This window comes from Companilactobacillus bobalius (genome assembly GCF_002179915.1).
Taxonomy (GTDB): domain Bacteria; phylum Bacillota; class Bacilli; order Lactobacillales; family Lactobacillaceae; genus Companilactobacillus; species Companilactobacillus bobalius.
In genome coordinates this window covers 1-24465 of record NZ_MYFM01000010.1, presented here as the reverse complement: position 1 = coordinate 24465, position 24465 = coordinate 1, and the positions used below count along the sequence as shown (strand labels likewise).

The window sequence follows — 24465 nt, the reverse complement described above, 5'->3', positions numbered from 1 at the left end:
ATAGTAGTACAATAGTGTAAAATAGAAAGAATGATAAATTTCTGATAGAAGGGAATAATTTATGGATTTAGATCTCGATAAGTTAAAAGAAAGACAAAAAAGAATTCGTAATTTTTCTATCGTAGCGCATATCGATCATGGTAAATCAACGATTGCTGATCGAATTTTGGAAAGAACTAAGACTGTTTCAAAACGTGAGATGAAAGCCCAAATCCTAGATGATATGGATTTGGAGCGTGAACGTGGAATTACTATTAAGTTAAACGCGGTAGAACTTGAATACGAAGCAAAAGATGGTAAGACCTATATCTTCCATCTAATTGATACTCCAGGACATGTGGACTTCTCCTATGAAGTTTCACGTTCTCTAGCTGCTTGTGAGGGAGCTTTGTTGGTGGTTGATGCTGCTCAAGGTGTTGAAGCTCAAACTTTGGCTAATGCTTATTTAGCGATTGATAATGACTTGGAAATTGTACCAGTTATCAATAAGATTGACTTACCTTCAGCTGAACCTGATAAAGTTAAAGAAGAAATTGAAGAGATGATCGGTATAGACGCCGAATCGTCAATTTTGATGAGTGCTAAGACTGGTATTGGTGTCGACGAATTGCTTGAAAGAATTGTTTCTGATGTACCAGCTCCTGAAGGTGATTTGGATAAACCACTCAAAGCATTGATCTTTGATTCTGTTTATGACAGTTATCGTGGCGTTGTGTTGGATGTACGTGTTCGAGAAGGCGTTGTAAAGGTCGGAGACACGATTCAATTGATGAGTAATAAGAAGACCTTCGAAGTTACAGAAGTTGGTGTGATGTCTCCTAAAGCCGTTAAACGTGATTATTTGATGGCTGGGGATGTAGGTTATATTACTGCAAGTATTAAGACCGTTAAGGATACTCAAGTTGGTGATACAGTTACACTTGCCAATAATCCAACTGATTCACCTTTGACCGGATATCGTAAGAGTACACCAATGGTGTATGCTGGACTTTATCCTGTAGACAATGCTAAATATGAAGATTTAAAAGAAGCTTTAGATAAATTACAATTAAATGATGCTGCTTTGGAATATGAACCAGAAACATCCCAAGCTTTAGGATTTGGTTTCCGTGTTGGATTCCTAGGACTATTGCATATGGATGTTGTTCAAGAACGTTTGGAACGTGACTTTGATCTTGATTTGATTACCACATCACCATCAGTTGATTATCATGTAACAACGACTGACGGTGAGGAAATCGTAGTCGATAATCCAGCTGAGTTACCTGATGTTTCTGAGATCAAAGAAGTTCGTGAACCATTTGTTCGAGCTGAAATTATGGTTCCCGAAGACTTCGTTGGTCCCGTTATGGAACTCTGTCAACATAAGCGTGGCGAGTTCGTCACAATGGATTATTTGGATAAGTATCGGGTAAACGTAGTTTATAAGTTGCCATTGCTAGAAATTATTTTTGATTTCTTCGATGATTTGAAGTCAAATACTAAAGGTTATGCTTCACTAGATTATGATGTCGATGATTACGAACCAAGTGAATTGGTTAAAATGGATATTTTGCTTAATGGTGAACCCGTCGATGCTTTGAGCTTTATTGTTCATAAGGACTTTGCTCAAAAGCGTGGTCGTGACATCGTTGCTAAATTGAAGGAAGTTATTCCTCGTCAAATGTTTGAAATTCCTATTCAAGCTGCTATTGGTAATAAGGTAGTCGCTCGTTCCAATGTTAAGGCTTATCGTAAGGATGTTACTGCTAAACTTTATGGTGGTGATAGAACCCGTCGTGATAAGCTATTGAATAAGCAAAAGGCCGGTAAGAAGCGTATGAAGGAAGTCGGAAAAGTTTCTATTCCTCAAGAAGCCTTCATGGCTGTTTTGAACCTTAACCGAGGCAAAGAAGACGGCAAAAATTAGATAAGTGCTTATAATGTAATTAGTGTTTACATTATAAGTGCTTTTTTATTTGGAGGGATTCATATGGAAAAATTTGATACGATCATCATTGGTGCTGGCCCAGGTGGTTTAGCGGCGGCTTATGATTTGAGTGAAGCTGGTCAAAATGTAGCTTTGATTGAAAATAATCTATGGGGTGGAACTTGTCCTAACCGTGGCTGTGATCCCAAGAAAGTTCTTTTAAGTGCCGTTGAGGCCAGAGATAGAATGACTCAATTGAAGGGAAGGGGATTTGGTGATGTTCCTTATGTCAATTGGGAAGAGTTAGAGAAGTTTAAAGCAGGTTTTACTGATCCAGTGTCTGCTGGAAGTAAAAAAGGAGCCATCAATGCTGGTATTACAGCTATCGATGGCTCACCTAAATTTGTCTCAGAAAAAGAATTAAGTGTTAATGAGTCTACCTATCAGGCCGATCACTTTATTATCGCGACAGGACAACGTCCTAGTTATTTAGATATTCCTGGTAAAGAGTATCTTTTATCTAGTACCGACTTCTTGTCACTCAAACAGATGCCTAAGACAATTACAATTATCGGTGCGGGCTATATTGCTTTCGAATTGGCTACAATTGCTAATGCAACCGGAGCGGAGGTTCATGTAGTTCACCATAATGATCATCCTTTGAAAGCATTCAATGAGAAATATGCTCAAGAGTTAGTTCATCAATTGGAAGCTAAGGGCGTTAAATTCCACTTCAATGTTGATACGAAAGAAGTTGTAAAATCAGCTGGACAACTAACATTGAAGGCAGATGATTTCAGTTTGACTAGTGATTTGATTATTGGCGCCACAGGAAGAATTCCTAATATAGATATTCTCGATTTGGAAAAGGCTAATGTCAAAACAGACCGCCATGGTGTAGTTGTGAATGGAAAGTTGCAATCAAGCAATGATAAAATTTTTGCCATTGGGGATGTTGTTTCAACAAAAACTCCTAAATTGACACCAGTTGCCGGTTTTGAAGCTGGCTATGTTAGTGATGTTATTTCAGGAAAGACTACAGATGATATCAAGATTCCATTGATACCAACGGTTGTTTATGGAACGCCTAAACTAGCTCAAGTTGGTGAACAGAATGGTACTAAGGTGGTTGATCAGGATGTAACTAGCTGGTTCACATACAGCCATACCAATGAACCTAAGGCTATGATCAGAATTGTGCTGAATGATCAATCTCAAATTATTGGTGCAACGGTTCTAAGCAATGAAGCCGACAGTATGATCAATCTCTTAACAAAAGCAATTGAACAGAAGATGACTCATGCTGATGTTAAGAAAGAAATCTTAGCTTATCCAACTGCTGGTAGTGATTTGGAATATTTATTTTAAACATATGTATTGGTAAAATAATAAAATAAAAAAAGTGCAAAATATCGGAGTTCAAATTAAACCGGATTCCAATATTTTGTGCTTTTTTATGTTGTTATTAACTGATTATGTCAGATAGTTGAGAAAATAATAGTTCTATTTTCTTAGGGGAAAGGATATCTATCATGATTAATAGAATGTAGCAAGCCAATTATGAAAAGTTCGTATGAATAAACTTTTCTGTTGTGATTAAATCTAGTGTACATGAAGAATGTAAGAGTCATCAGTATAATGGTTAAGATTTCCTCGTGTGTAGAGATGGTTATAGATACGAATATAGCAATAACGGCAAATATTAAACTGACAGAAATAGAATTTGATGTGTGAAAAGGGTTGCTTAGGTAGTTAACACAGTCTACATACAGCTGATCTAATGTATCGTTATCCATGGACTTAAGATTCTTAACCATTATTTTTCTTTTTAAAGGCGTTAGTGATGAATATGTTCTTGAATATTTATTTAAGTCCAGAATTGATTTCTTAAATATCATTGTACAGAAATCACTTTTATCATAATATTGAAATTTCTTATCCGATAGCATAGATATCAGTTTTCCTCTTTGCATATATTGGTTTCTATTGAGAAAGGGTTCGATTTTCCAAAAAAATACTATTATTATTAACAGTATAATAACGAATATTATTGGTATTGGATGATGTGTGACAAAAGCAATAATATTTTTAATGATTGTATACCTCCTTTCCTATATTAATTAATAATTTTAACTACAACATTCTATAAAGGCACACATAAAGTTGTTTATCAAATCAACTGGATGGTAGATTGAGTTTAAGAACCGCCATTGGCAGTACATACTTTAAGTGGATCAGACCCGTTATTAACTGTTCTCAAAAAGTAATTAAAGTGTTCAGAATTAATTTTTATTGGTCACTTAAAAATGTCGGAATTCAAATTAGAATTCCGACATTTTTTATTAATTATTTTTCTTCATAACCATTTAGATGTTTTGACTTAAAGTTCCAAGCATCACTGATAACTTTTTCAACGTCATCATACTTAGGTTGCCACTTCAAAACTGTTCTGGCTTTTGTTGAATCAGCAATCAAAGTACTTGGATCACCGGGACGTCTTGGACCAATTTTAGCAGGGATTTCCTTACCAGTAGCTTTACGAGCTGCTTCAAGGATTTCCTTGTTTGAGAATCCGGTAGATGAGCCGAGGTTAAAGACATTGCTGTCATTACCACTACGGAGATATTCCATAGCTAGACGGTGAGCTTCGGCTAAATCTTCAACGTGGACGTAATCACGGACGTTAGTACCATCTTTAGTATCATAGTCATCACCGAAGATTGTCAATTCATCACGTTGTCCAGCAGCAACTTGCAAGACAACAGGAATCAAGTGAGTTTCAGGATTGTGATCTTCACCGATTGTACCATCAGGTTTTGCGCCACCAACATTGAAGTATCTCAAGGCAACGAATTTAATACCATAAGCTACGTCACACCAGTGCATGATTTTTTCCATGGCTAATTTACTTTCACCATATGGATTAGTAGGTACGGTAGGGTCAGTTTCCTTAATAGGAATTTGTTTAGGTTCGCCATAAGTTGCGGCAGTTGATGAGAAGACAATATGTTTAACGCCAAAATTATGCATTACTTGAAGTAATGAAATCATACCACTTGTATTGTTGTCGAAATACTTAAGAGGGTCCTTCATTGATTCAGGAACAACTGAAAAGGCCGCAAAGTGAATGACATCAGTAATATCTTCATTTTGGAATAGTTTGATCAAAAATTCTTTATCACGGACATCACCTTGATAGAATTTAGCTTTTGGATTGATAGCTTGTTGATGACCAGTCGATAAGTTATCTGCTACAATGACGTCGTAACCAAGCTCGCACAAATGGTCTACTGTATGTGAGCCAATGTATCCGGCACCACCTAAAACAAGAATGCTCATAAAATTACCTCCAGATTCATTTATAACTACATTATAGCTTATTTATAAGCTTTTAAATGTTGATATTATTGAAGTTTTTAGAAAAAGATTAAGGACTTAACTTTTTTGGACAGATGCTTTAATATTAAAACTGTATTGCATATTGTAAATTTATTGGAACGGAATGAAAAAGATGAAGAAATTCTTTTCAATTTTTGGAACTATCCTTGTTCTTTTGATAGCTCTAGCGTTGATTTTTAATCAACCAATTAAGGAATATGCTGTTAAGCAGATTTCTAATCATAACTTAAGCAGTTTGACAGCTGATAAGGTTAAAGCAAATCAAAAGAAAAAAGGACAATTTGATTTTAACAAGGTGAAGCCTATTTCCGCTGGTCAGGTAGCTAAGGCTGCTGTTAATAATGATGCCGCAGTAATCGGAAAAATGTCAGTTCCGTCAGTTAATCTTCGTTTACCAATCGTTGTTGGTTTGAGTGATAATGCTCTATCAACCGGTGGTGGTACGATGAAAGAAGACGAGAAAATGGGCAAGAACAATTATGCCTTGGCAGGTCATTATATGACTAACAAAGGTGCACTTTTCTCACCACTGGAAAATGCTCAAATAGGTGATTTAGCTTATATTACAGATATGAAACGAGTTTATACTTACAAAATTTACTATAAGAAAATTGTTCCACCAACAGCGGTTTATTTATTAGATGATGTGAAGGGGCAAAATATTTTAACTTTGATCACATGTGCTGATGGAGGCACCAATCGTTGGGCTCTACAAGGATCACTTGTTAGAAATGAACCAGCGAATAAAGCTACTTTAGCCGTCTTTTCTTAATAGTAACTTAAAAGCTTGTGAAAACAGAATTTACAAAATTAAATTGTAATGATGTTTTCAAGGCTTTTTTTTTACGTTCGAAAATTGCTATAATTAATTGACAGTAGGTGATGGATTGACATTAATAAATTGGGGAAAGCGTAAAAATCCCTCAAAACAAGAAATAGAAAAATTTGCGACAGATAAAAGGGTCGACAATATCGTAGCTCAGTTATTGATAGAAAGAGGTATAACTGACAATTTAGAGATTGAATCCTTTTTGAATAGCAATGTAGATGAACTACAGGATCCATTTGGTTTGCATGATATGGACAAGGCCCTGGAAATAATCGATGATGCTGTGCAATCACAGAAGAAAATTGCCATCTATGGTGATTATGATGCTGATGGTGTTACAAGTACTTCGATTATGAAGTTAACTTTACAAAAATTGGGGGCTAAACCTATCTTTTACATTCCAGATCGTTTTAAAGATGGTTACGGTCCTAATTTGGATCGTTACAAGGAGTTAGCTGATAAGGGAATTGATTTATTGATTACGGTCGATAATGGTGTCAGTGGTAAAGATCAGATCAAATATTTAAAAGATCAGGGAATTCAAGTTGTTGTGACTGATCACCATGATTTACCTAAAGAGTTACCGGAAGCTGATGCAATCGTTCATCCAACAATTCCCGGTGCAGAATATGTCTGCCCATACTTATCTGGTGCAGGAGTGGCTTTTAAGATAGCTGATGCCCTTTTAGGTGACGAAGCTTTGGAATTAATAGACTTAGCAGCAATTGGTACTGTGGCCGACTCAGTGGCTCTTAAAGGCGAGAATCGTGTCATTGTTTCTGAAGGCCTTAGACAGATGCGTCAGAATCATCATGTGGGCTTAAGTGCACTAATTAAAAAATGTAAAATTAAAGTTAACGATATTTCAGAAGAGGATATCGGTTTTAAAATTGCACCCCGCATCAATGCTTTAGGACGCCTGGACAATGCTTCGTCTGGTGTTGAATTGTTGACAACGGGTGATGAAAATTTTGCTAAAGAAATTGTTGACGAAACTGAAGATATCAACTCTCATCGACAAGAACTAGTTGACTCCGCTTTCAATGATGCTCAAGATCAGATTGCGGCTCAAAAAGATAATGGTGTACTGGTCTTAAAGGGTAATGGTTGGCATCAAGGTGTCTTAGGAATTGTGGCTAGTCGTGCCATGGATCAAGAAAATAAGCCAGTTTTGGCAACGCAGTTTGATGAGAATAGTGGTGTAATGAAAGGCTCTGGTCGTAGTCCTGAGGGGTTCAATTTGTTTACAGCATTGGATCAATATCGTGATTTATTCACGGCTTTTGGTGGGCATGCACAAGCCTGTGGTTTTTCAATTGAGGAAAGCCAACTGGATAAACTGACTGAATTGATACAGGCTGAACCCGCTAAACAGGACTTTGATCCACATGCACCCGTAGTTAAAAAGTATGATCTTGATTTGAAGATTGCTGATTTGAACTTTGACTTGATCAAAAAGATCAATCGTTTGGCACCATTTGGAATGGGTAACCCTAAACCAGTAATTAAGTTGACCAATGCTGAGTTAACTCAGATTCGTTCAATTGGTAAAGATGGTACGCATTTGAAGACTCAAGTGGCTGATCAGAGTCATCAAGTTGATGCAATTGGTTTTGGGATGTATCAGAAATCTCAAGAAGAGGAAACTGATGTCTGCGACGTTTATGGTGAACTAGGTATTAATGAGTGGGCTGGACGCAAGAATCTCCAATTGATGTTGGATGATTTTCAAGTCTCACCAGCTGCTCAAAAAGTGCAAGAGTTGAAAAAGGTTTATCTCGATTATCGAAATAAACGTATATCAACTGAAATAATCAACCATTTCGATGATGTGGTTTTCTTCAATGAAGCTTATTATGAAGCCGCTAAACGTTCTAAGCTACAAGTGAATATGGTTCGTTATGATGAAGATGTTTCTGGCGATAACATTTTGATTTATGATCGCCCACATAATATGGATCTGTTTAAGGAATTCATTAAGAAGAATAAGTCACAACATACAGCTTTGTTCTTCCATACGAATTTGGCTAGTGGTTATTTGAAACCTGATATGTTGAGAATGAAAGAATTATTGAAATATATTTATTCTCACCAAAATATTCAGGTAAATCAGATGGATTTAGTCGCAAAATACTTAAATTTTGAAAAAAATGACGTTGATTTTTATTTAAAAGTGTTTTTTGAGCTAAATTTTGTTAAAATGGTAAATGGCTTTGTTGAAAAAGCTGATGCTTCACAACAACGCGAATTGATTGAATCTCCGACATACTTGAAGAGATTACAACGCAATGAAGTTGAAAAAATATTAATTGAATCCAACTTTGACGATCTCTTATCTTGGATGAGTGATTATGATTGCCATTGTTAGGTTGAATGGGGAATTTTAAAAATGGATATTGATTTTAAGAAATATGTTGCTAATGTTCAAGATTTTCCAGAACCTGGTGTACTATTTCGAGATATTTCACCATTAATGGCTGATGGCAAGGCATATGCTGCAGCAACCGATAAGATTGTTGAGTATGCTAAAAGTCGTGGTGCAGAAATGATTGCAGGACCAGAAGCACGTGGCTTTATCGTGGGATGTCCGGTAGCATATAACATGGGTATTGGCTTTGCTCCTGCTCGTAAGAAGGGTAAATTGCCTCGTGAGACTGTTTCGGTCACATATGACCTAGAATACGGTCAAGGCTCATTGTACATGCAAAAGGATGCTATTAAACCCGGTCAAAAAGTTTTAGTTGTTGACGATTTAATGGCAACTGGTGGCACATTAGCTGCTACAATTAAGTTAATCGAAAAATTAGGTGGTATCGTAGTTGGAACAGCCTTCTTAATTGAGTTAACTGATTTGCACGGACGTGATAAAATAAAAGGGTATGATATGTTTACTCTTATGCAATACTAGTAAAAGGGGCCTAAAGGCCTTTATTATGGAGAGTTGGCAGAGTGGTAATGCATCGGACTCGAAATCCGACGAACCTGTTTTATAGCAGGCGCGCAGGTTCAAATCCTGTACTCTCCTTTTTTAGAATAAAAGAGAACAAAAGTTCTCAAAAATAGTTAGAGGAACACCGAATTAACGGTGTTCCTCTTTTTTTGCTTTATAAAAAATGTAAGAGAATTTAAATGTTATTTGCGCAGAATTTTGCGCAGCAGAAGATTAATTGTCCCATTTTGCGCAGGAAAAAATCAGCAAAAAAGGTGTGCGCAAAATATTGCATTAATACTAATCATTATTATTAGTTTCTTCAATGCCGTTAAATAATTTTCTAAGATCACTACTTTGCTCAAGCGATGTTGAATCGAACATATGAGTGTAATATTTTAATGTAGTAGCAGTTGTTTTATGACCGACACGTCTTGATACATATTTAAGATTAAAGCCTTGATCAAGTAGATAGGATATGTGAGTATGTCTAATTCCATGGAAATTAATTATTTTGCTTGCACCGATTTCATTTAGCAATTTTTTTAACTGCTGATTGACTGATTGAGAAGTAGGAGTTTCTTTACGTCTGCTTCTAAAAACATAATTGTAAGGATCAGTGTAATTAATTCTATTAAAGTATTCTTCCTGACCAATTTTGAGCTTTTTAAGTACATTAATGCAGTCACTACTAACATCAACATACCTAACACCAGCAGGTGTTTTAGTGGCCTTTTGATTGCGGGTATCATTTTCGATGGCTTTATTGACACGAATTACTTTTTTATTAAAATTGATATCATTCCAAGTAAGCCCCGCGCATTCCTCGTATCTCATTCCTGTTTGTGTTACTAAATATACTTCAGCTGATGATATATCATTAATAGAAGTACGCATTTTAGCAACTTCAATCAGTTTTATGTAATCATCAGGTTCAAGAAATTTTTCATCGGGGCTTTTTGATTCCTTACCGGCAACAATGGTTGTATTTCTAGTGAAGTCTGTATAGATTAATTGTTCAGCTATTGCATCTTCACACATAGATCTAAAGAAGCTATTATATTTGCTAATGGTTACTTTTGTGCGAGTTTTGCCAAACTCATTTAAAAAATGCTGATAGTCTGCTTTAGTAACATCAACTAGTCTCATGTTTGGAAAGTATTTTTTGATTACATCTATCGCAAAATAGTATCTATTAACCGTAGAATGTGATTTGCCCTTAATGCGATATAATTCTACCCATTCTTTAAAGTAGTCAGAGAAGAGCATATCTTGCTTTGCTAAGTTAGCATGATTTGATTTTTGCAATTCAATTTTCCTAGCGGCTTCCTCACATTCTGTTTTCCTGACGAAACCGCCCTTTGTTTTATTTCTATATTTGCCAGTAGTAGGATCTTTATAGGAAACACGATATTCCCATTTTCCATTGCGTTTATGAATTGTTGCCATGTTTACAAGCGCCTTTCTTATGTAAATTTATTTAATGATTTAGCCATATTTAAGCTTTTTTTGCGTTCTAAGTTGACATTTAAGGGATTACTGTAAATTTAGGGGCACATACGTTCTTTTGACGCTAAAAATAAAAAGCCAAGAAAGGCTTAATATTTTTCAAATATCTTGATTTAATGAAATAAGGTAAGTATTATTTACTTAGATTAAATATCGTTAGGAGATGAATAAAGTGAAAAAGTTGATACACGAAGTAATTAATAATTATCACAATTTATCTCGTGAAGAAGAAAAGTTTAATAAAAAAGTAAATTCTGAATTAAAAGAAATGAATAAAAACCATCAAAAATTGAAGAAGGAGAATGATAAGTGGTTTTCTAAGTTATAAGTATGCGGCGATGGGCTTAATTAGCTTATCGCCGTTATTTAATATACCTATACTTTGTAGCATAGTATCAGCAAAACTCGGCATTATACCACCGATTTTGCTTAAGTCACCACTAGCAAATTTATCCATACCACGATCATTAGTTAGTGCAGTATTTTCAACTATACCTATAATTGTGATTTTTCTATTTGATCCAGATAACATTTGTATTTGGCCTTGATTCATTCTGAAATTATTTCTTTCTAGCATAGATAAAGAGCCATCTGTTTTTATCAGGTATGTATTAGGCATTATGCTTGAAAAAATTTCACCAAGTGTTTGAATGTTTTTAAAAGCAATCTTTGTATCTTTTATGGACTCAGAGGATTGATGCGTTAATTTCATGAATATTACATAAAGCTGTGGATTTAATCCAGCAAGAATATTGAAGTCAAAGAAATCAAAGTCAGAATTTATTTTAACAAATTCACCAGCACCAGCTTTTTCTACGCTGGCAATCATCTTCTTTTCAATTAAATCATCAATTAACATATCAAGTTGATAATCGTTAAAAACGACGTTAACGAATTTTTGTTCTGATTCAGTTCTTGATTCTGAAGATGACCGACTTGCAGATAATTCAGCTTTTAGTACTGCACTAGCACCCAAATCACCATTTTTACTTTTTGAACTTTCATCAGTATTTGATGATGAATTTCCTCTTTGAATTGATTCCATTAAGCCATGATCTAATTGTGCTAATGTGGATGACATTTCTACATTGTCTAAATAGATAATCTCTTTATGTTCACTATTATCGCTCATAATATAATCCCCCTTATGAAATTTATTGTCCGTATCCATTGGAACCAGTGCTATTGCCATTCTCATCAATATACCCTTGCTCCATACCTGTCTGTAACTGTTGTTCGCCAAATGTTTTCATATTCTCTGGTGTACTTTGCAATGCTTGTAAAGTAGACATGCCGTGGTCAACTTTATAAGCAGCAGGGGACTCACCATATTTATTAACGAATCCTGTCAAAGTATTTTCATCATAAGAAATACCACTAGATTGTTGCTGTGTATTTTGATCGTTTTGAGATGTTTGCTGTTGGTTATTGGTACTTGTACCTGAAGCTTGTTGAGATTGATTAGAGGTCTGATTTTGAGCTTGTTGATTGGTGTTATTTTGTTGCGTATTAGTCTGATTATTTGCTTGTTGATTAGTTTCATCGGCATTCTTTTGATCAGTTTTTTTAGAGGACTTTTTCTTAGGGGACTTCTTCTTAGTTGAAGAAGTCTTTTTCTTTTTGTCAGTTTTCTTCTTAGAAACTAGGGTAGTCTTATCCTTTTTTTCAGCAGAAGAACTGGCTGACTTGTTATTTGAACATGCTACTAGTGAAAGAGTAGTAGCAATTAGCAGAGCAGATGTTATTATTTTTTTCAATTTATATCCCCCTATACCTTGATTAACTTTATATACCCAAAATTTGTTTCTTTTTGGCATCAAATTCACTTACATGTTCATAAGAATCTGTGTATTGTTATTTTCACCATTATCATTATTAGGACCATCTTTTTTAACTTGATCAAGATTAAATCCTTTAGAATGCTGTTGAAAAAGTGGGTCAACATAATAGCTTGTTGCTGATTTTAACAGAGAATTAGGGTATTTCTTAAATTTTTTATTACTGATTTTTAAGGAATGAGCTTTATCGATTTTATATGTGGCCATAAACTGTTTATCTTCAGTCATCTGAGCAAATCCGATACCTGGAACAGAATAATTCTTAGTAGCTTTAATAATTTTGTACTCATTTTTCATAAATGTGTTATATTCTTTGGCAGTTTTGAAATTATATCCCTTTAATCCAATGATTTTGTAGCCGTTATCAGTAGTTACTAATTTAGTAATATGCTTTGATCCAAGAATTTTCTTATTCATCGCAAGATATGTATTATCATTACTATTGGATTTAAAGTTAGAAGTATTACTTGCTGAAACAGTAGATGAACCAGTACTGATTAATACAATTCCGATTGCAGTTGCTAATAATAATTGTTTAATTTTCATAATTTCTCCTATAGCTTTTTTAAAGAGTCAATTAGTTGGGACCAAACAGATTTTTTATGTTTAGGAGGATTGGTTTTCTTTTTCCTACCGACAGACGAAGCATCACTATTTATCTTCTCGTTAAAAAGATCATCAATTTTATTCTTTTCTGTGATTAAGACCTTCTTAGTAAAGTCATCATTAGTGATTGTATGAACGTTCCTTGTCGAAATAGTCTTTTTCTTTAGACTATTAAATGTCCTTACATAAATTGAGTTGATTTTTTCAGTAGAATTTCCTTGTAAGCTAAAAAGTAATAATTTCTCAATTTCATTATTTGAAAATATATTTTCCATATTGTTAAAAATAGGTTCTATCTTTTTTAATCTTTGAATTATTTCTTGATCAGTGATACCAGTTCCTGATTGGATTTTTTGAATAGAATCAATATAGAACTCAGGAATTTCACAATAATAGCTTTTAAGATCATCTAATGAATCAACGTATTGAAATCTTTCCTGTAGATGACTATCGTCAAAGTTAGAAGTCTGACCAGAAATGCATAAGTATATTATTTGAAGATATATATTTAATTTTTCATCAGAATTATCAAGGTGTCGTCCAGTTTGTTCTTTGGAAAGTAAAACACGATATAGTTTGTGCCATTTATTTTTAGTTAGATAAATATGATAAAAATAATCGGTAAGATTATGTAATATTTCTTTTGGATCGTCTTCAGTTTCTTTTATACCTGCTATTTCGGCATTTTTAAAAGTGATTATATCGTTATCGTAATATTTTGCGATAATTGGGACTGCTGAATGTTGTTTGAGTAGATTGAAACCTGTGTCTGTAAGTCTGAACGTCTTAAAATGAATATATTCATCTATTTCTGTAGCGTCTAAATTATCTAAAATGCGAGTCACTAACTCTTTTTTTCTACCAGAAACTTTCAAATCTTTATTTTTCAAAATTGATTTCAAGTCAGGGACGAGTAATTGAGGAAGTGCAATTTGAGGATCACTTACCAATTCTACAAATCCATTCCCAATTAATTTGTCTATGATTCCATTTGGAGACATATTGAAAATTGATTGCCAAGTAAATTCGTTCAATTCATAATCATCTTTCTTACCGTTGAGTTGGTAAAGAGCGTAGATATCTGCTTTACTGATTAGTGTCATAATTTCATCTCCCATATTTGTAAAGCTAATTTTCTAAATTTGGTAGTCCATAATTCCGTCTCAAATCTGAATAAGTATCAGGTAAATGACCATTCTCTTCTATATAAAGGTTAGTAACCACAGCCATAGCAAAGGTATCTGCTTCACGCTCAGTTTTACGTTCATGAACCTTATTTGATACGTAGTAGGCTGCTAGGCCATTATGCTCAAGAACATGTCCAATTTCGTGAGCCAAAACAAAATAACGTTGATTTGAATATTTGATATTATTTGACATCATTATTACTGGTACATCAAAGAAATAGACCGTTTTTGCCAATGGTTTTGGTAATAGTTCTTTCCATTGAATATCTAAATTTAGCTTGTCCGCCCAAGTGAAAGGATCAAAGGTGCCATACCTTTGGCCGATGGTGAAGACAAGCTTATTTAAATCACTTGTTTTCCCCATTTTTCTTTGATTCCTTTGCCTTAATCTTTTTAAGTTTTTCCCAAAAAATTTGAGTCATGGCAATTTCAACTTTTTCTTTTTCCTCTTTAGTTAAGTCCTCACCATCAAAAGTCATTCCACCCTGGGAATTTTCATCAATGAAGTTTCTAAGCTCAAGAGTATCTTTTTTTGTTGCCCATTCGGGGGTCTGATTACGACCTAATAAATAATCAGTAGAGACATTAAATATATCAGCTAGTTTGTCAACTGTGGATAGAGATGGCTCTCTTGTGCCACGTTCCCAAGCACCAATTGTTTTAGAGGACACCCCAATTTTATCTGAAAGTGTCTCTTGGGTATATCCATTTTGAACACGAAGTTCTCTTAGTTTTTGACCGAACATATTGTCACCTCTTAGTATTAATGATACTACAATATGTAGTATAAAAAGAACCTACAAAAAGTAGTGTTTTCATGTTGACATACTACAAAACGTAGTTTATTATAATAACTGTAATAACTACAAAACGTAGTTAGGAGGTGATTCAATGAATAATACGAATAAGCTAAAAGAGATCCGAGAAAATAAAGATATGAAACAAATTGATCTTGCTTTAATGCTTAATGTATCACAAAGAACCATAAGTGCATGGGAAACAGGGAGACGTACGCCGTCTCCAAAATTCATGCAACAAATTGAAGATATTTTCAACGTTCCAAAAGAAGATATTTTTTTTACAGCTTTTAGCTACAAAATGTAGTGAATAATATTTACACATTAAGAGTACAAAAAAACCGATTAACACATCCATGTCTAATCGTTAACTCAAGTTTACTAATAAGCTGTTTCAGTTGTAGACAGGGTACGGAGACAAATAAACGAGAAGGGAGTGAGATTGATGAAAAAAGACACTTTCTGGGAAGTAGTGGTTCCCATAGTCGTGTCAGTTATTACTACGTTGATATTCAACTTATTATTTGAATAAAAAGGAAAAAATTTTTATAAGAATGTTGGTAATTATTGTTACAGCAATTGGTAAAGCCACACTGTTAATTAATATTTTTTTGAACTTTTCAGAGGTCCATTCAAAATAATGCTTTCCTTCAATTGTTGGGGCAATGCCAATGGAACGATGATCAAGAAGATCACTATCAGGATAGTCAACAGTTTTTACTAGTTTTCTATGGCGTAGATAATTTAAATAATAATCTTGACGTTCGACATTTAATTCCTCATAAGTCATATATTTAACGTTTGGATTTTTAAATTTCTTATTAAGAGTTTTTAGGATTCTTCTTTCTTCAGGGAGAATAAGTTCTTTGCTCAATGGATTTATCAAGAGTAATCACCACCTTTCTTATTCAAATTATAGACGTTATGTCTCAATACGAAAGGTGTTTAAAGGAGGTGATAGGGATGAAGACAATAAAAAAAAGCCACCTAATTAAAGGTGGCAAGATTGTTACTTATAAAACAGATCAATACGAATTAACTCAATTATCGCTGGGACGATATGGAGAAATTCAAATTAATTCTGTTCAGGGAATAGCGGTTCATACATACTCTCGTTGTCTGATATGTTCTGCAATTTTAGATTGGTATAAACGTAGGTTGATTTTAAAGCGCCTGAATCTTCGTGCTCCATTTCGGTATAAATAATAAAGCCATTTTGATATATGAGTATGCTCTTATCCCAACCAGCATGAAAGTCTTCTGCTTTTTGAATAACTATTTCCGTGGCAGTACTAGCATTAGGACCACCGTTTATGATCATATTACTATGAGAAAAATCATATCTATACTTCAGATTTAATTTTTTAAGATTATTTATTGGTTGTATATAAGCCATAAATTTCACCACCTTTCTTATTCAAATTATAGACGTTATGTCTGAATACGAAAGGTCCTTAAAGGAGGTGATAAGTAGTGGGAGATATAAATATAGTACGAGAAGTTTTAGAAATGCAAAATCGTCAAAACTTTAGTGATACCGATTTGGCCGCAATAGCAGGAACGTCAAAAACGACTGTTGGTAAATGGTTTAAGGGTACCCCAATCAAAGATGAATATTTGGTTAATTTATCAAATGAAATCGATGATACAAGGTTCTCGTTAGCAGTTAACTGTTATCTATTCAACTTGCCACCGGTTCTACTAAATATTTCTAATAATTATAACCAAGAAACATCATCATTGCTGATAGGCACGAAGATTGAAGATTTGAATAGTGATCGTGCAATCGAAAATGCACTCAAGGAAATAAGCAAAAGCAATCCTGATGAGAATGTAATAAAGTTTGGAATATTCAAAATGCTCAGAACAAGCTCGATTATGCAAGCATGTGCGACAGCAATGTCACATAGGTACCACATATCACTTAAACAAGTTGCATTAGGCGAAAGAGGGTGAAATAAATGCAAGAACCAGAGACTTTACCATTTGGTATTCCGGAAAAAGATGGATACGTACTGGCTTGGGTACGAAAAGATAAACTGAAGGATTTGATCAGCAAGCCTGCTGACGAGGGTATCGAATTGCTTCCTTGGGCATGTAAAATTGCTAGTTGTTCAGCCCCAACTTTAGTAAAAAAACTAGAAAGATACCGTGATGTCCTAGATATGGATAAGGGTGGGTGCGTTAGATATTCTACTGGTTCTGGTAGCCCTTGGAAGTTTTCAGCACCCGAATTCAGAAAGTTTGTATTGGAACATAAAAAGGAATTTGCAAAATCGGAGGAAATTTAAATGTTTGATCCAGAAGAATACAAGAAACAAAGAAAACTAGCTAGAACATCTTTTAAGGTTGAGCAAGTTCCAGAAAAGACATTACTACTAATTAAGCAAGGATTTTCAACGATGGAAGAATCATTTGAAACGGAAATTCCTGAAGAAATTTTGTGGGAGTGGTCGGAAGCAGGATTAAAAGCAGAGCTTAAGCGCGCCGAGCTGGGAAGATATACATACCATTTCACATTTTAAGGAGGTGTAAATAATGGGATTATTGATCGTTACTTTAGGAACCGGCTATGTTTTCGGTTATGCAGCATCTAAGGAACATGGCTTTATGAACCTATTCGACTTCGATGAAAATACGATTCAAAGCGTACAAAAGTTTTGGAAGAAATTAGATGATTGGTTCTTTGGCCCAGACGTTCCAAACAAGGTTGAGACGTACACAGACAGAACGCCTGAGGTCATAAAAAAAGACTCTCTATCTACTAAATAGAGAGTCCAAGGTTTAAATAAATATTTTATATGAAAATTATAGCACGAAAAGGGGCTTTAAACATGCATGATTCAAATTATGACACTCAATTAGCCGACGAAGACTCTGTTAATGCTGAAAAGTCACTATATGAAAGTAAGCAAGAAGAATGGTCAATTAAAGAAGATATGGCGGAGGAATACTAATGCAAGAAATGACAGCTCCAAAAGAAGAAAAAGTAATTAGCTATGAAGTCAATGGCGAAGAAATAAAACTAACTGCTAATATGGTTCAAAACTTTATAACTAAAGGAAATTCAAAGATTACACCACAAGAAACCATGATGTTTATGTCTCTATGCAGATATCAACATTTAAATCCTTTTTTAAATGAAGCATACATTATTAAATTCGGATCAGCACCAGCACAAATTATCGTTTCTAAGGAAGCTTTCATGAAACGTGCTGAATCAAATGTTAATTATGACGGCATAAAAGCTGGCTGTATTGTCCTAAGAAATAATGAGGTGAACTATACGAAAGGCGCATTTGTACTACCCACAGATCAATTGGTAGGTGGCTGGGCTGAAGTATATCGCAAGGATAGACTAACACCTACAAGAATTGAAATATCATTACATGAATTTGAGAAAACAAAAAATGGTCAACCATCTTCTACATGGGCTTCAATGCCATCAACAATGATTCGTAAAACTGCAATGGTCAACGCTTTACGTGAGGCATTTCCTCAAGACTTAGGGGCTATGTATACAGAAGATGATAAGCGTAACGAAGATATTAGTAGCCCTAAACAAGTTAATGGCACTGAATCAAACCTAGAGCCTAAAAAGAACGTTAATGAACTATTAGGATTGAAACCTAAAACCACAAAAACAAATACAGACAACAGTGTAGAGGCGATTGATGATGATGGAAACGAAAAGATTCAAAACAGTGAAACTGAGACACAAGGCCAAGACTTTAAACAAGAAAACTTACTATAATATTTCAACCGACAGATACTATCAGTCACCTACTTTTTTTAAAAAGTTTCTGTCATGTGAAGCTGAAGCATTCGCGGAACTTCAATTGAACTATAAGCCCGATTCTGATTCTACTCCATTGATCGTAGGAAATTACTTACATTCATATTTTGAGAGTAGCAAGGCTCACCAAGCTTTCATTGATCAACACAAAAGCGATATTGTAACACGTTCAGGGACGCTAAGAGCCCCCTATCAACAGGCTGAAACAATGATAGACACATTATCATCAGACAAAATGTTCAAAAAGTTATACAAGGGACGCAAAGAAGTAATTGTTAGAGGAAAGATTAATGACATTGATTGGAAAGGCAAAATTGATTGCTTAAATCTTGAACGCGGTTACTTCATTGATCTGAAAACAACGAGAGATATCAATAAAAAGTATTGGAACAACGATGAGCATTCTTGGGAATCCTTTGTAGCGGCATACAACTATCAACTTCAAATGTACGTTTATCAGCAACTAATTTATCAGCAATATGGAGTTATGTGTGTACCTTATATTGTGGCTGTCACGAAGGAAAAAGTGCCAGCTAAAGCAATTATATCTATTTCGGATGAAAGGCTACAAGAAGCGGAATATCAGATTGATGGAGTACAAGAACATATTGAAGATGTTAGAAATGGCATTGTTAAGCCCACAAGATGTGAACATTGTGATTATTGCAAGTCCACAGCAATACTAAATGACATCGTGGATATGGATGACTTAATAGAATAGGAGGAGGTGTTATATATGGCAGCTCCTTCAAAACAAGGACTAGACTATTTTCCCTTCCCGGTTGATTTTTTTGACAATGAAATTATAGGTGGAATTTCTGGAATGTTTGGAATTAAAGGCGAGATTGTAGTGGTCAAGCTGCTATGTACGGTATACCGAAAAGGATACTTTGCTGTGTGGAGTGATTTATTACAATCGAAGATTGCTAACGATGCTAGTGTAAGCAAAGATTTAGCAAATCAAGTTGTAGACCGCTTGGTTGCGTGGGGTTTCTTTAATGAAGACCTGTACAGCTCGGCTAAGGTTCTAACAAGCGTCAATATTCAACAGACATATTTAGAAGCCACAAAAAGAAGAAAAAATCGTGGGAAAATGCCTTATTTAATAAATGAAGACAATAATAATGGTTCAAATGAAGTAAATGTAAACATTAACCCTAGTTCAAAGGGGGTTAATGACGACATTAACTCACAAAGTAAAGTAAATAAAAGTAAAGTAAATAAAACTAAATCAAATAATAATCATGATGACGACAATACATTCGTTCCACTTTTCCAAATGTACCAACAGGAATTCGGAATTATGTCACCGACAGCAAAGCAGCAGCTATTTGATTCAGTCAACGACTTTACTAAAGGTGGGGCAACTGATCAACAGGCTTCTGAAATTATCCAGTATGCCATTAGCATTGCTGTTAGTTATAACAAGCGGTATTGGAATTATACAGCCAAGATACTTGATGACTGGGTTAATCATAGTTTATTTGATTTGGACAATATCAAGTCATATCAAAATAAGTCACGCAAGCCGAAAGGAAGCTACAAGAATTTCAGCCATAAGCCTAAAGAACAGGCAACTGATTGGGACAAATTGAAAGCTAAAGAACCTTCGGATGACTCGAGCAATTTACAAGATAGATTAAAGAAGTTGAGGGATGAAGAAAATGTTACAAGTTAAGCCAAAAAGTGTGATATATAGGCGTTCACAGACACCCATTTCAGATGAAAGACAGACAGTTATAGACGAAATATCCAAAGAGAGTGTGTACTTGGAAAGAGCAATTGATAATTTACAGCACCAATTTGAACACATGGATCAACTTAGAAAAAATTATTCTGATTTATTTTCAAGTCCATTTCTAATGCTGAAACTTGAGGGCTCGCTTCTTAATGCCTACAGCTTGCGGAAATGTTACGATGCTGAGCTTAGAAAGTTGGTGGCTGAAAGTGATTAGATTTGATTTGAGAGGTTTGTTAATACCAAGAAATTTAACGCTAAGGGATTTATCTGAAATGTCAGGAATCAATTATTGGACCATAGCTCATATGTCACAGAGAACGTACAAGTCAATCAAGATTACTGATATTGAGAAAATCTGTAAAGCTTTGGACGTCACGCCAAATCAATTATTCGGATATGAAAGTAAGAGGCAATTATCATGAGAGCAGCTATCGGAATAGTAATTTTATTCTTTATTTTTTCAAGATTTTTTAAAAATGGCAACAACTAAATAACAGGGAGCTAAACATTATGAAATTAGAAATTAGTACGGAAGATATGAACTTGAAACTTGATTCAACAAACGATTTAGAGTTTCAAGACTTCTTTAAGGTCTACAACTTGGTAACTCATAGCAACGATGATTTATCGGTTACTGAGGAAGACGATGAAGAACCTCAAACTGATCATGCTGATGTGATGGACACGAAAAAATCAGAAGGACCAGTTAACAAATTTGATTCGAATGTAAAAGCATCTATACGCTGTCGTAAATGTGGATTCGTTGGAGTTCACGAAGTACGAATGGGATTGAGATACACGTACTGTCCCAGTTGTCACGTTAAATTATTCCTTAGACCAGCCAATGTTGAATGGGGCGCTAAGGATGCCAGAGGTATGACATACAGGGCTGAAGATGTGTACATAGAAAAGGACCACAATTTTAGCAATAGCAACAATGATTCTACTGACAGTATTGTCTATTCAACCAAGGAAGAAAATGTTCCCGATGAATTTAGCACTATCAATGAAATTAAGGAATATCTTGATAAACATCATGTTGATCATTCCGGAATTCATATGAAAGCATTGCTACTAGATAAGCTAAAGGACGTGAAATACAGTGATAAATAGAGTTGTATTGGTTGGTCGTTTAACACGTGATCCTGAATTAAGATACACAGCTAATGGTGCAGCAGTAGCAAGTTTTACACTGGCCGTAAATAGACAATTCACTAATTCTCAAGGTGAGCGTGAAGCCGATTTTATTGATTGTGTTATTTGGAGAAAGGCAGCTGAAAACTTTGCTAATTTCACCCACAAAGGTTCACTTGTTGGAATTGATGGACGACTTCAAACACGTAACTATGAGAACCAGCAAGGACAGCGTGTCTATGTGACTGAAACTGTTGTTGATAATTTCTCATTACTTGAATCTAGAAGTGACAGAAAACCAACAGATAGCCAGCAGAATAAACCAAGTAATGGCAACGGTTTTAGCGGTAAAGGTGCAGATGGCCAACAGAAACAAAACGCAAATCAAACGTATTCGAACGCAAATCAAACGAATAGTGATCCGTTTGCTGACAACAGCAAGCCAATAGACATTTCAGATGACGATTTGCCATTCTAAACTCGATATTTGCATATTTTGCAACGGTCGGAATAAGGGGATAACTAATGAAAAATAAGTTTGTTTTCGGGTCAAAAGTAAATATACATGCACATTTGAATAAGAAGCCCATTGAATATCCTAATAGCGATAGGCAGTCGTTGGATGAGTATGTACACGGTCTTGATGAAGAGTTATTCATAGAAAAGTACAAACGTATAGAAGCCGAAGAACAAGGTATTTTAATTGGGGTCAGAAATTTAAAAGTATGGATGGTTCTAGAGTATGGGCTTGATTCATATAATCCAGAAAAAATTATTCAATCTGATTATGAATATAAGACAGTGTATTTAGTTGCAATTAGTAACCGTTGTATCAGAAAAGTTTATCCGGAGGATGTTGCAATCATTGATACTGATTAGTTCGGAAATAGCTTTAGATTAACGATGGCCATATTTTTAACGTTAGTGATTTTGGACACTTGATGGCTACCGGCAACGACTATTATTCGGATTTGAGGAGGAGAATTAATTGAGTATTAGGCCAGAAATAACAGAGAAACTAAGCAAGCTAGTTGAAAAGCGATTGAACTCTAACCATATGTATTGGAGTTCAGAAGTTAGTTTTGATAAAGGGATGCAAAATGAACGAAGAATTGATTTTGTTGGTTTTAAGCCGTACACGCCTGACATGGTTACTGATTTCAATAGTGTTGAATTAGGCAGATTTGAATGCTACGAGGTCAAGTCGTGTATGGCAGATTTTAAATCTGGCAATGGATTAACATTTTATGGAGATAAAAATTATTTAGTAACCACAAAGGAGTTTGGCCAAGAGCTGTATGAAAAAATGATAATACCTTGGCAAGTTGATCAGGTCTTAGTTCCAGATAAAAATTGGTCAAAACTTTATACACAGCGTGAAGGTACAGGAACACACAGACAGCGTGTATCTAGTGAATTCCTTTGGGAAATTGCCAAAGCACATGAATAGGAGACTTAACTATGAATTACGAAGAAATATACAGACACGAGTGTCAAATAGTATATAGACGATTCAATGGCAGCCTTGAAAGTGTTGGAAATTATTTGGGACGTCATTATATATCCACCGATTTTCATAACGCGAAACGTGAGTTACCAAACCAAGTTAAAAATAAAATTCTTAGAGATATTTCATTGGAGATCAGCAGATGATTACAGATTTAAATTGCGCCGTGTACGAAATGCGTTGTAACAAGTATCCGACTATTGAGATTGCTGATGCTCTACACATTAGTGATGAGGACGTTGAACTTGTTGATAAGGCTAATCAAGAATACGTGGCCAAGCTGGAAATGATTAGATTAGGACGATTAAGTCTTAGTGACTTTAGTTAGAGGTAGATTATGAACAAAACAACGATGAGATCTCAAATTGATTTCTTAGGTTCAATTGCTGTCAGAAGTGCTAAAACTCCAAAAGAGTGGCACGAAGCAATACAGCTATCAATACAATTGGCCGAAGAACTTGATGTGATGGATAAGAAACCCAAAATGCCACAGTTCTTCAAATTGTGGACTGACAAAAATTATGGAGACATTTGTGCACAATTGTATTTATTGGCAAAAGTCGCTTTTAGTGGTGCATTATCAGATGACAATGAGGCCACATTAAGGGAATGGATCAATCGGGACCCTTGGAGATACCAGATTTGTGTTGATGCAATAGTTAATGGATTCGAGGTAGAAAGTAATGAATGAGAAAAGAACTTTAAAGGCTTGGACTAAAGAGGAACGTGAACAATTAGAAAAATGTAAAAAATCAGGTCATTATAATGTAATTAATTTATGTTTTTTAATTAATGATGATTATGTTCGTACATGTGGGACGGGCAATATGCGATGTGAATCTCCCTTAGGAGAGAAGTATAAGAAATTGATGGATAACAAATATGATGATTCAGCTATTAACCATTTAGTCCAAGATGTGATCGATTACTTTGCCGGCACCGCCAAATTTCCAGGGCTCAAAAAGTATTATGTATTCCTTGCTAAATCTAAATATCCATTTTTAATTGAAGAAGAAAACGGAACATTTGATTGGAGCGATTATCCAGAAGAAAGATATAAATATGAGTTTACTGAAGATGAAATCAAAGCTATTGATCCACGCTACATGGCATTTGCTTTGGAGGTTTAGTCATGAAACTATATTTAGCAGCATTCGACGGCTATGAGGTGGAAAAATGAAATTAGTAAAAGAATTTATTCCTGATCAAGCAATTTGGGCTGAGACTAATGTTTTGAATAAAGTTAATGATTTTTGTAAGCAAAATAGCGTTGCCGATATCATT

At 34.9% G+C, this 24465-nt stretch carries 34 protein-coding genes and 1 tRNA gene; 25 read left to right on the top strand and 10 right to left on the bottom strand.

What is annotated here, in order from left to right:
- Window positions 1-61: 61 nt before the first annotated feature.
- Both lepA and LKACC16343_RS13155 read left to right on the top strand, forming a co-directional pair.
- Window positions 62-1909 (top strand): translation elongation factor 4, encoded by a 1848-nt coding sequence (gene lepA / locus LKACC16343_RS13160; RefSeq protein WP_054641925.1) that lies wholly within the window; start codon window positions 62-64, stop codon window positions 1907-1909.
- A 63-nt stretch (window positions 1910-1972) separates the two neighbouring features.
- Entirely contained in the window at window positions 1973-3277 is a 1305-nt protein-coding gene (locus LKACC16343_RS13155) for a dihydrolipoyl dehydrogenase family protein (protein WP_056950440.1), read from the top strand.
- A gap of 978 nt (window positions 3278-4255) precedes the next feature.
- On the opposite strand, the gene galE is transcribed toward LKACC16343_RS13155, so the two are convergent.
- Window positions 4256-5248 (bottom strand): UDP-glucose 4-epimerase GalE, encoded by a 993-nt coding sequence (galE, locus tag LKACC16343_RS13150; protein WP_056950437.1) that lies wholly within the window; start codon window positions 5246-5248, stop codon window positions 4256-4258.
- Between the two features lie 172 nt (window positions 5249-5420).
- Between galE and LKACC16343_RS13145 the strand changes: the two genes are divergently transcribed.
- From LKACC16343_RS13145 to LKACC16343_RS13130, 4 genes are all read left to right on the top strand, one after another.
- Window positions 5421-6080 (top strand): class A sortase, encoded by a 660-nt coding sequence (locus tag LKACC16343_RS13145; RefSeq protein WP_082604463.1) that lies wholly within the window; start codon window positions 5421-5423, stop codon window positions 6078-6080.
- 115 nt (window positions 6081-6195) lie between these two features.
- The gene (recJ, locus tag LKACC16343_RS13140; protein ID WP_056950432.1) at window positions 6196-8505 is read left to right on the top strand and encodes a single-stranded-DNA-specific exonuclease RecJ; all 2310 of its coding nucleotides are present in this window, start codon (window positions 6196-6198) and stop codon (window positions 8503-8505) included.
- A 21-nt stretch (window positions 8506-8526) separates the two neighbouring features.
- Window positions 8527-9045, top strand: coding sequence for an adenine phosphoribosyltransferase (locus LKACC16343_RS13135; protein ID WP_025085743.1), 519 nt, complete (start codon window positions 8527-8529; stop codon window positions 9043-9045).
- A gap of 27 nt (window positions 9046-9072) precedes the next feature.
- Window positions 9073-9162 (top strand) — tRNA-Ser (locus LKACC16343_RS13130).
- 204 nt (window positions 9163-9366) lie between these two features.
- On the opposite strand, the gene LKACC16343_RS13125 is transcribed toward LKACC16343_RS13130, so the two are convergent.
- A complete protein-coding gene (locus LKACC16343_RS13125; RefSeq protein ID WP_056950430.1) occupies window positions 9367-10515 on the bottom strand; it encodes a site-specific integrase in 1149 nt (382 codons plus the stop codon).
- 232 nt (window positions 10516-10747) lie between these two features.
- Between LKACC16343_RS13125 and LKACC16343_RS14420 the strand changes: the two genes are divergently transcribed.
- The gene (locus tag LKACC16343_RS14420; protein WP_156638739.1) at window positions 10748-10903 is read left to right on the top strand and encodes a hypothetical protein; all 156 of its coding nucleotides are present in this window, start codon (window positions 10748-10750) and stop codon (window positions 10901-10903) included.
- Here LKACC16343_RS14420 and LKACC16343_RS13120 read toward each other — a convergent pair.
- The 6 genes from LKACC16343_RS13120 to LKACC16343_RS13095 form a co-directional block, all read right to left on the bottom strand.
- Window positions 10898-11707, bottom strand: a complete 810-nt coding sequence (locus LKACC16343_RS13120; RefSeq protein ID WP_025084972.1) for a DUF6414 family protein — start codon at window positions 11705-11707, stop codon at window positions 10898-10900. The genes LKACC16343_RS14420 and LKACC16343_RS13120 overlap by 6 nt on opposite strands.
- A gap of 22 nt (window positions 11708-11729) precedes the next feature.
- A complete protein-coding gene (locus tag LKACC16343_RS13115) occupies window positions 11730-12332 on the bottom strand; it encodes a hypothetical protein (protein WP_056950427.1) in 603 nt (200 codons plus the stop codon).
- A gap of 69 nt (window positions 12333-12401) precedes the next feature.
- Window positions 12402-12959 (bottom strand): hypothetical protein, encoded by a 558-nt coding sequence (locus tag LKACC16343_RS13110; RefSeq protein ID WP_056950423.1) that lies wholly within the window; start codon window positions 12957-12959, stop codon window positions 12402-12404.
- Window positions 12960-12967: 8 nt separating this feature from the next.
- On the bottom strand, window positions 12968-14122 hold the full coding sequence (locus LKACC16343_RS13105) for an SAP domain-containing protein (protein WP_056950421.1): 1155 nt from the start codon (window positions 14120-14122) through the stop codon (window positions 12968-12970).
- Between the two features lie 25 nt (window positions 14123-14147).
- Window positions 14148-14570 (bottom strand): ImmA/IrrE family metallo-endopeptidase, encoded by a 423-nt coding sequence (locus LKACC16343_RS13100; RefSeq protein ID WP_056950418.1) that lies wholly within the window; start codon window positions 14568-14570, stop codon window positions 14148-14150.
- A complete protein-coding gene (locus tag LKACC16343_RS13095; RefSeq protein WP_056950415.1) occupies window positions 14554-14952 on the bottom strand; it encodes a helix-turn-helix domain-containing protein in 399 nt (132 codons plus the stop codon). Before LKACC16343_RS13095 ends, LKACC16343_RS13100 begins: the two co-directional genes overlap by 17 nt.
- 145 nt (window positions 14953-15097) lie before the next feature.
- On the opposite strand from LKACC16343_RS13095, the gene LKACC16343_RS13090 reads away from it, so the two are divergent.
- Window positions 15098-15310 carry a helix-turn-helix transcriptional regulator gene (locus LKACC16343_RS13090; protein WP_056950412.1) on the top strand — a complete coding sequence of 71 codons (213 nt, stop codon included), beginning with the start codon at window positions 15098-15100 and terminating at the stop codon, window positions 15308-15310.
- Between the two features lie 213 nt (window positions 15311-15523).
- Here the strand turns inward: LKACC16343_RS13090 and LKACC16343_RS13085 are convergent, their stop codons facing one another.
- Entirely contained in the window at window positions 15524-15889 is a 366-nt protein-coding gene (locus tag LKACC16343_RS13085) for a hypothetical protein (protein WP_056950409.1), read from the bottom strand.
- 189 nt (window positions 15890-16078) lie between these two features.
- Window positions 16079-16399: a hypothetical protein gene (locus LKACC16343_RS13080; protein ID WP_056950405.1), complete on the bottom strand. Its 321-nt coding sequence runs from the start codon at window positions 16397-16399 to the stop codon at window positions 16079-16081.
- A 77-nt stretch (window positions 16400-16476) separates the two neighbouring features.
- On the opposite strand from LKACC16343_RS13080, the gene LKACC16343_RS13075 reads away from it, so the two are divergent.
- From LKACC16343_RS13075 to LKACC16343_RS13000, 17 genes are all read left to right on the top strand, one after another.
- Window positions 16477-16959, top strand: a complete 483-nt coding sequence (locus tag LKACC16343_RS13075; protein WP_025084981.1) for a hypothetical protein — start codon at window positions 16477-16479, stop codon at window positions 16957-16959.
- 5 nt (window positions 16960-16964) lie between these two features.
- Window positions 16965-17294 (top strand): DUF771 domain-containing protein, encoded by a 330-nt coding sequence (locus LKACC16343_RS13070; RefSeq protein WP_025084982.1) that lies wholly within the window; start codon window positions 16965-16967, stop codon window positions 17292-17294.
- Complete coding sequence (locus tag LKACC16343_RS13065; RefSeq protein ID WP_025084983.1) at window positions 17295-17528, top strand: hypothetical protein; 234 nt, start codon at window positions 17295-17297, stop codon at window positions 17526-17528.
- A gap of 13 nt (window positions 17529-17541) precedes the next feature.
- Window positions 17542-17775, top strand: coding sequence for a hypothetical protein (locus tag LKACC16343_RS13060; RefSeq protein WP_056950402.1), 234 nt, complete (start codon window positions 17542-17544; stop codon window positions 17773-17775).
- 62 nt (window positions 17776-17837) lie between these two features.
- Window positions 17838-17960 (top strand): hypothetical protein, encoded by a 123-nt coding sequence (locus tag LKACC16343_RS14645; RefSeq protein ID WP_256970568.1) that lies wholly within the window; start codon window positions 17838-17840, stop codon window positions 17958-17960.
- Window positions 17960-18757: a phage recombination protein Bet gene (bet, locus tag LKACC16343_RS13055; protein WP_056950398.1), complete on the top strand. Its 798-nt coding sequence runs from the start codon at window positions 17960-17962 to the stop codon at window positions 18755-18757. Before LKACC16343_RS14645 ends, bet begins: the two co-directional genes overlap by 1 nt.
- Window positions 18678-19520, top strand: a complete 843-nt coding sequence (locus LKACC16343_RS13050) for a PD-(D/E)XK nuclease-like domain-containing protein (protein ID WP_056950395.1) — start codon at window positions 18678-18680, stop codon at window positions 19518-19520. Before bet ends, LKACC16343_RS13050 begins: the two co-directional genes overlap by 80 nt.
- A 15-nt stretch (window positions 19521-19535) precedes the next feature.
- Window positions 19536-20477: a Lin1244/Lin1753 domain-containing protein gene (locus LKACC16343_RS13045; protein ID WP_056950393.1), complete on the top strand. Its 942-nt coding sequence runs from the start codon at window positions 19536-19538 to the stop codon at window positions 20475-20477.
- A complete protein-coding gene (locus tag LKACC16343_RS14415) occupies window positions 20455-20754 on the top strand; it encodes a hypothetical protein (protein ID WP_056950390.1) in 300 nt (99 codons plus the stop codon). The genes LKACC16343_RS13045 and LKACC16343_RS14415 overlap by 23 nt, the downstream gene beginning before the upstream one ends.
- Window positions 20747-20962 carry a helix-turn-helix domain-containing protein gene (locus LKACC16343_RS13040; protein ID WP_158106632.1) on the top strand — a complete coding sequence of 72 codons (216 nt, stop codon included), beginning with the start codon at window positions 20747-20749 and terminating at the stop codon, window positions 20960-20962. Before LKACC16343_RS14415 ends, LKACC16343_RS13040 begins: the two co-directional genes overlap by 8 nt.
- 88 nt (window positions 20963-21050) lie before the next feature.
- Window positions 21051-21653, top strand: a complete 603-nt coding sequence (locus LKACC16343_RS13035; RefSeq protein WP_056950387.1) for a hypothetical protein — start codon at window positions 21051-21053, stop codon at window positions 21651-21653.
- A complete protein-coding gene (ssb, locus tag LKACC16343_RS13030; RefSeq protein WP_056950384.1) occupies window positions 21643-22152 on the top strand; it encodes a single-stranded DNA-binding protein in 510 nt (169 codons plus the stop codon). Before LKACC16343_RS13035 ends, ssb begins: the two co-directional genes overlap by 11 nt.
- Before the next feature lie 47 nt (window positions 22153-22199).
- Window positions 22200-22553: a hypothetical protein gene (locus tag LKACC16343_RS13025; RefSeq protein ID WP_056950381.1), complete on the top strand. Its 354-nt coding sequence runs from the start codon at window positions 22200-22202 to the stop codon at window positions 22551-22553.
- Between the two features lie 109 nt (window positions 22554-22662).
- Window positions 22663-23124, top strand: a complete 462-nt coding sequence (locus tag LKACC16343_RS13020; RefSeq protein ID WP_056950379.1) for a hypothetical protein — start codon at window positions 22663-22665, stop codon at window positions 23122-23124.
- A 232-nt stretch (window positions 23125-23356) separates the two neighbouring features.
- The gene (locus LKACC16343_RS14410) at window positions 23357-23509 is read left to right on the top strand and encodes a hypothetical protein (RefSeq protein WP_156638738.1); all 153 of its coding nucleotides are present in this window, start codon (window positions 23357-23359) and stop codon (window positions 23507-23509) included.
- Between the two features lie 9 nt (window positions 23510-23518).
- Window positions 23519-23872, top strand: coding sequence for a hypothetical protein (locus LKACC16343_RS13005; RefSeq protein WP_056950371.1), 354 nt, complete (start codon window positions 23519-23521; stop codon window positions 23870-23872).
- Window positions 23865-24311 (top strand): hypothetical protein, encoded by a 447-nt coding sequence (locus LKACC16343_RS13000; RefSeq protein ID WP_056950368.1) that lies wholly within the window; start codon window positions 23865-23867, stop codon window positions 24309-24311. The genes LKACC16343_RS13005 and LKACC16343_RS13000 overlap by 8 nt, the downstream gene beginning before the upstream one ends.
- Window positions 24312-24465 lie beyond the last annotated feature (154 nt).

What these genes read in the sequence shown, in the direction of transcription:
- LKACC16343_RS13060 (WP_056950402.1), top strand. Translation starts at nt 17,542, where the DNA reads ATGGGATTATTGATCGTTACTTTAGGAACCGGCTATGTTTTCGGTTAT.
- LKACC16343_RS13100 (WP_056950418.1), bottom strand. Translation starts at nt 14,570, where the DNA reads ATGGGGAAAACAAGTGATTTAAATAAGCTTGTCTTCACCATCGGCCAA.
- galE (WP_056950437.1), bottom strand. Translation starts at nt 5,248, where the DNA reads ATGAGCATTCTTGTTTTAGGTGGTGCCGGATACATTGGCTCACATACA.
- LKACC16343_RS13050 (WP_056950395.1), top strand. Translation starts at nt 18,678, where the DNA reads ATGATGATGGAAACGAAAAGATTCAAAACAGTGAAACTGAGACACAAG.
- LKACC16343_RS13155 (WP_056950440.1), top strand. Translation starts at nt 1,973, where the DNA reads ATGGAAAAATTTGATACGATCATCATTGGTGCTGGCCCAGGTGGTTTA.
- LKACC16343_RS13095 (WP_056950415.1), bottom strand. Translation starts at nt 14,952, where the DNA reads ATGTTCGGTCAAAAACTAAGAGAACTTCGTGTTCAAAATGGATATACC.
- LKACC16343_RS13120 (WP_025084972.1), bottom strand. Translation starts at nt 11,707, where the DNA reads ATGAGCGATAATAGTGAACATAAAGAGATTATCTATTTAGACAATGTA.
- LKACC16343_RS13125 (WP_056950430.1), bottom strand. Translation starts at nt 10,515, where the DNA reads ATGGCAACAATTCATAAACGCAATGGAAAATGGGAATATCGTGTTTCC.
- LKACC16343_RS13090 (WP_056950412.1), top strand. Translation starts at nt 15,098, where the DNA reads ATGAATAATACGAATAAGCTAAAAGAGATCCGAGAAAATAAAGATATG.
- LKACC16343_RS13000 (WP_056950368.1), top strand. Translation starts at nt 23,865, where the DNA reads ATGAATGAGAAAAGAACTTTAAAGGCTTGGACTAAAGAGGAACGTGAA.
- lepA (WP_054641925.1), top strand. Translation starts at nt 62, where the DNA reads ATGGATTTAGATCTCGATAAGTTAAAAGAAAGACAAAAAAGAATTCGT.
- LKACC16343_RS13080 (WP_056950405.1), bottom strand. Translation starts at nt 16,399, where the DNA reads ATGGCTTATATACAACCAATAAATAATCTTAAAAAATTAAATCTGAAG.
- LKACC16343_RS13065 (WP_025084983.1), top strand. Translation starts at nt 17,295, where the DNA reads ATGTTTGATCCAGAAGAATACAAGAAACAAAGAAAACTAGCTAGAACA.
- bet (WP_056950398.1), top strand. Translation starts at nt 17,960, where the DNA reads ATGCAAGAAATGACAGCTCCAAAAGAAGAAAAAGTAATTAGCTATGAA.
- LKACC16343_RS14410 (WP_156638738.1), top strand. Translation starts at nt 23,357, where the DNA reads ATGCGTTGTAACAAGTATCCGACTATTGAGATTGCTGATGCTCTACAC.
- LKACC16343_RS13070 (WP_025084982.1), top strand. Translation starts at nt 16,965, where the DNA reads ATGCAAGAACCAGAGACTTTACCATTTGGTATTCCGGAAAAAGATGGA.
- LKACC16343_RS13025 (WP_056950381.1), top strand. Translation starts at nt 22,200, where the DNA reads ATGAAAAATAAGTTTGTTTTCGGGTCAAAAGTAAATATACATGCACAT.
- LKACC16343_RS13110 (WP_056950423.1), bottom strand. Translation starts at nt 12,959, where the DNA reads ATGAAAATTAAACAATTATTATTAGCAACTGCAATCGGAATTGTATTA.
- LKACC16343_RS13135 (WP_025085743.1), top strand. Translation starts at nt 8,527, where the DNA reads ATGGATATTGATTTTAAGAAATATGTTGCTAATGTTCAAGATTTTCCA.
- LKACC16343_RS13145 (WP_082604463.1), top strand. Translation starts at nt 5,421, where the DNA reads ATGAAGAAATTCTTTTCAATTTTTGGAACTATCCTTGTTCTTTTGATA.
- LKACC16343_RS14415 (WP_056950390.1), top strand. Translation starts at nt 20,455, where the DNA reads ATGAAGAAAATGTTACAAGTTAAGCCAAAAAGTGTGATATATAGGCGT.
- LKACC16343_RS14645 (WP_256970568.1), top strand. Translation starts at nt 17,838, where the DNA reads ATGCATGATTCAAATTATGACACTCAATTAGCCGACGAAGACTCTGTT.
- LKACC16343_RS13035 (WP_056950387.1), top strand. Translation starts at nt 21,051, where the DNA reads ATGAAATTAGAAATTAGTACGGAAGATATGAACTTGAAACTTGATTCA.
- LKACC16343_RS13045 (WP_056950393.1), top strand. Translation starts at nt 19,536, where the DNA reads ATGGCAGCTCCTTCAAAACAAGGACTAGACTATTTTCCCTTCCCGGTT.
- LKACC16343_RS13005 (WP_056950371.1), top strand. Translation starts at nt 23,519, where the DNA reads ATGAACAAAACAACGATGAGATCTCAAATTGATTTCTTAGGTTCAATT.
- LKACC16343_RS13105 (WP_056950421.1), bottom strand. Translation starts at nt 14,122, where the DNA reads ATGACACTAATCAGTAAAGCAGATATCTACGCTCTTTACCAACTCAAC.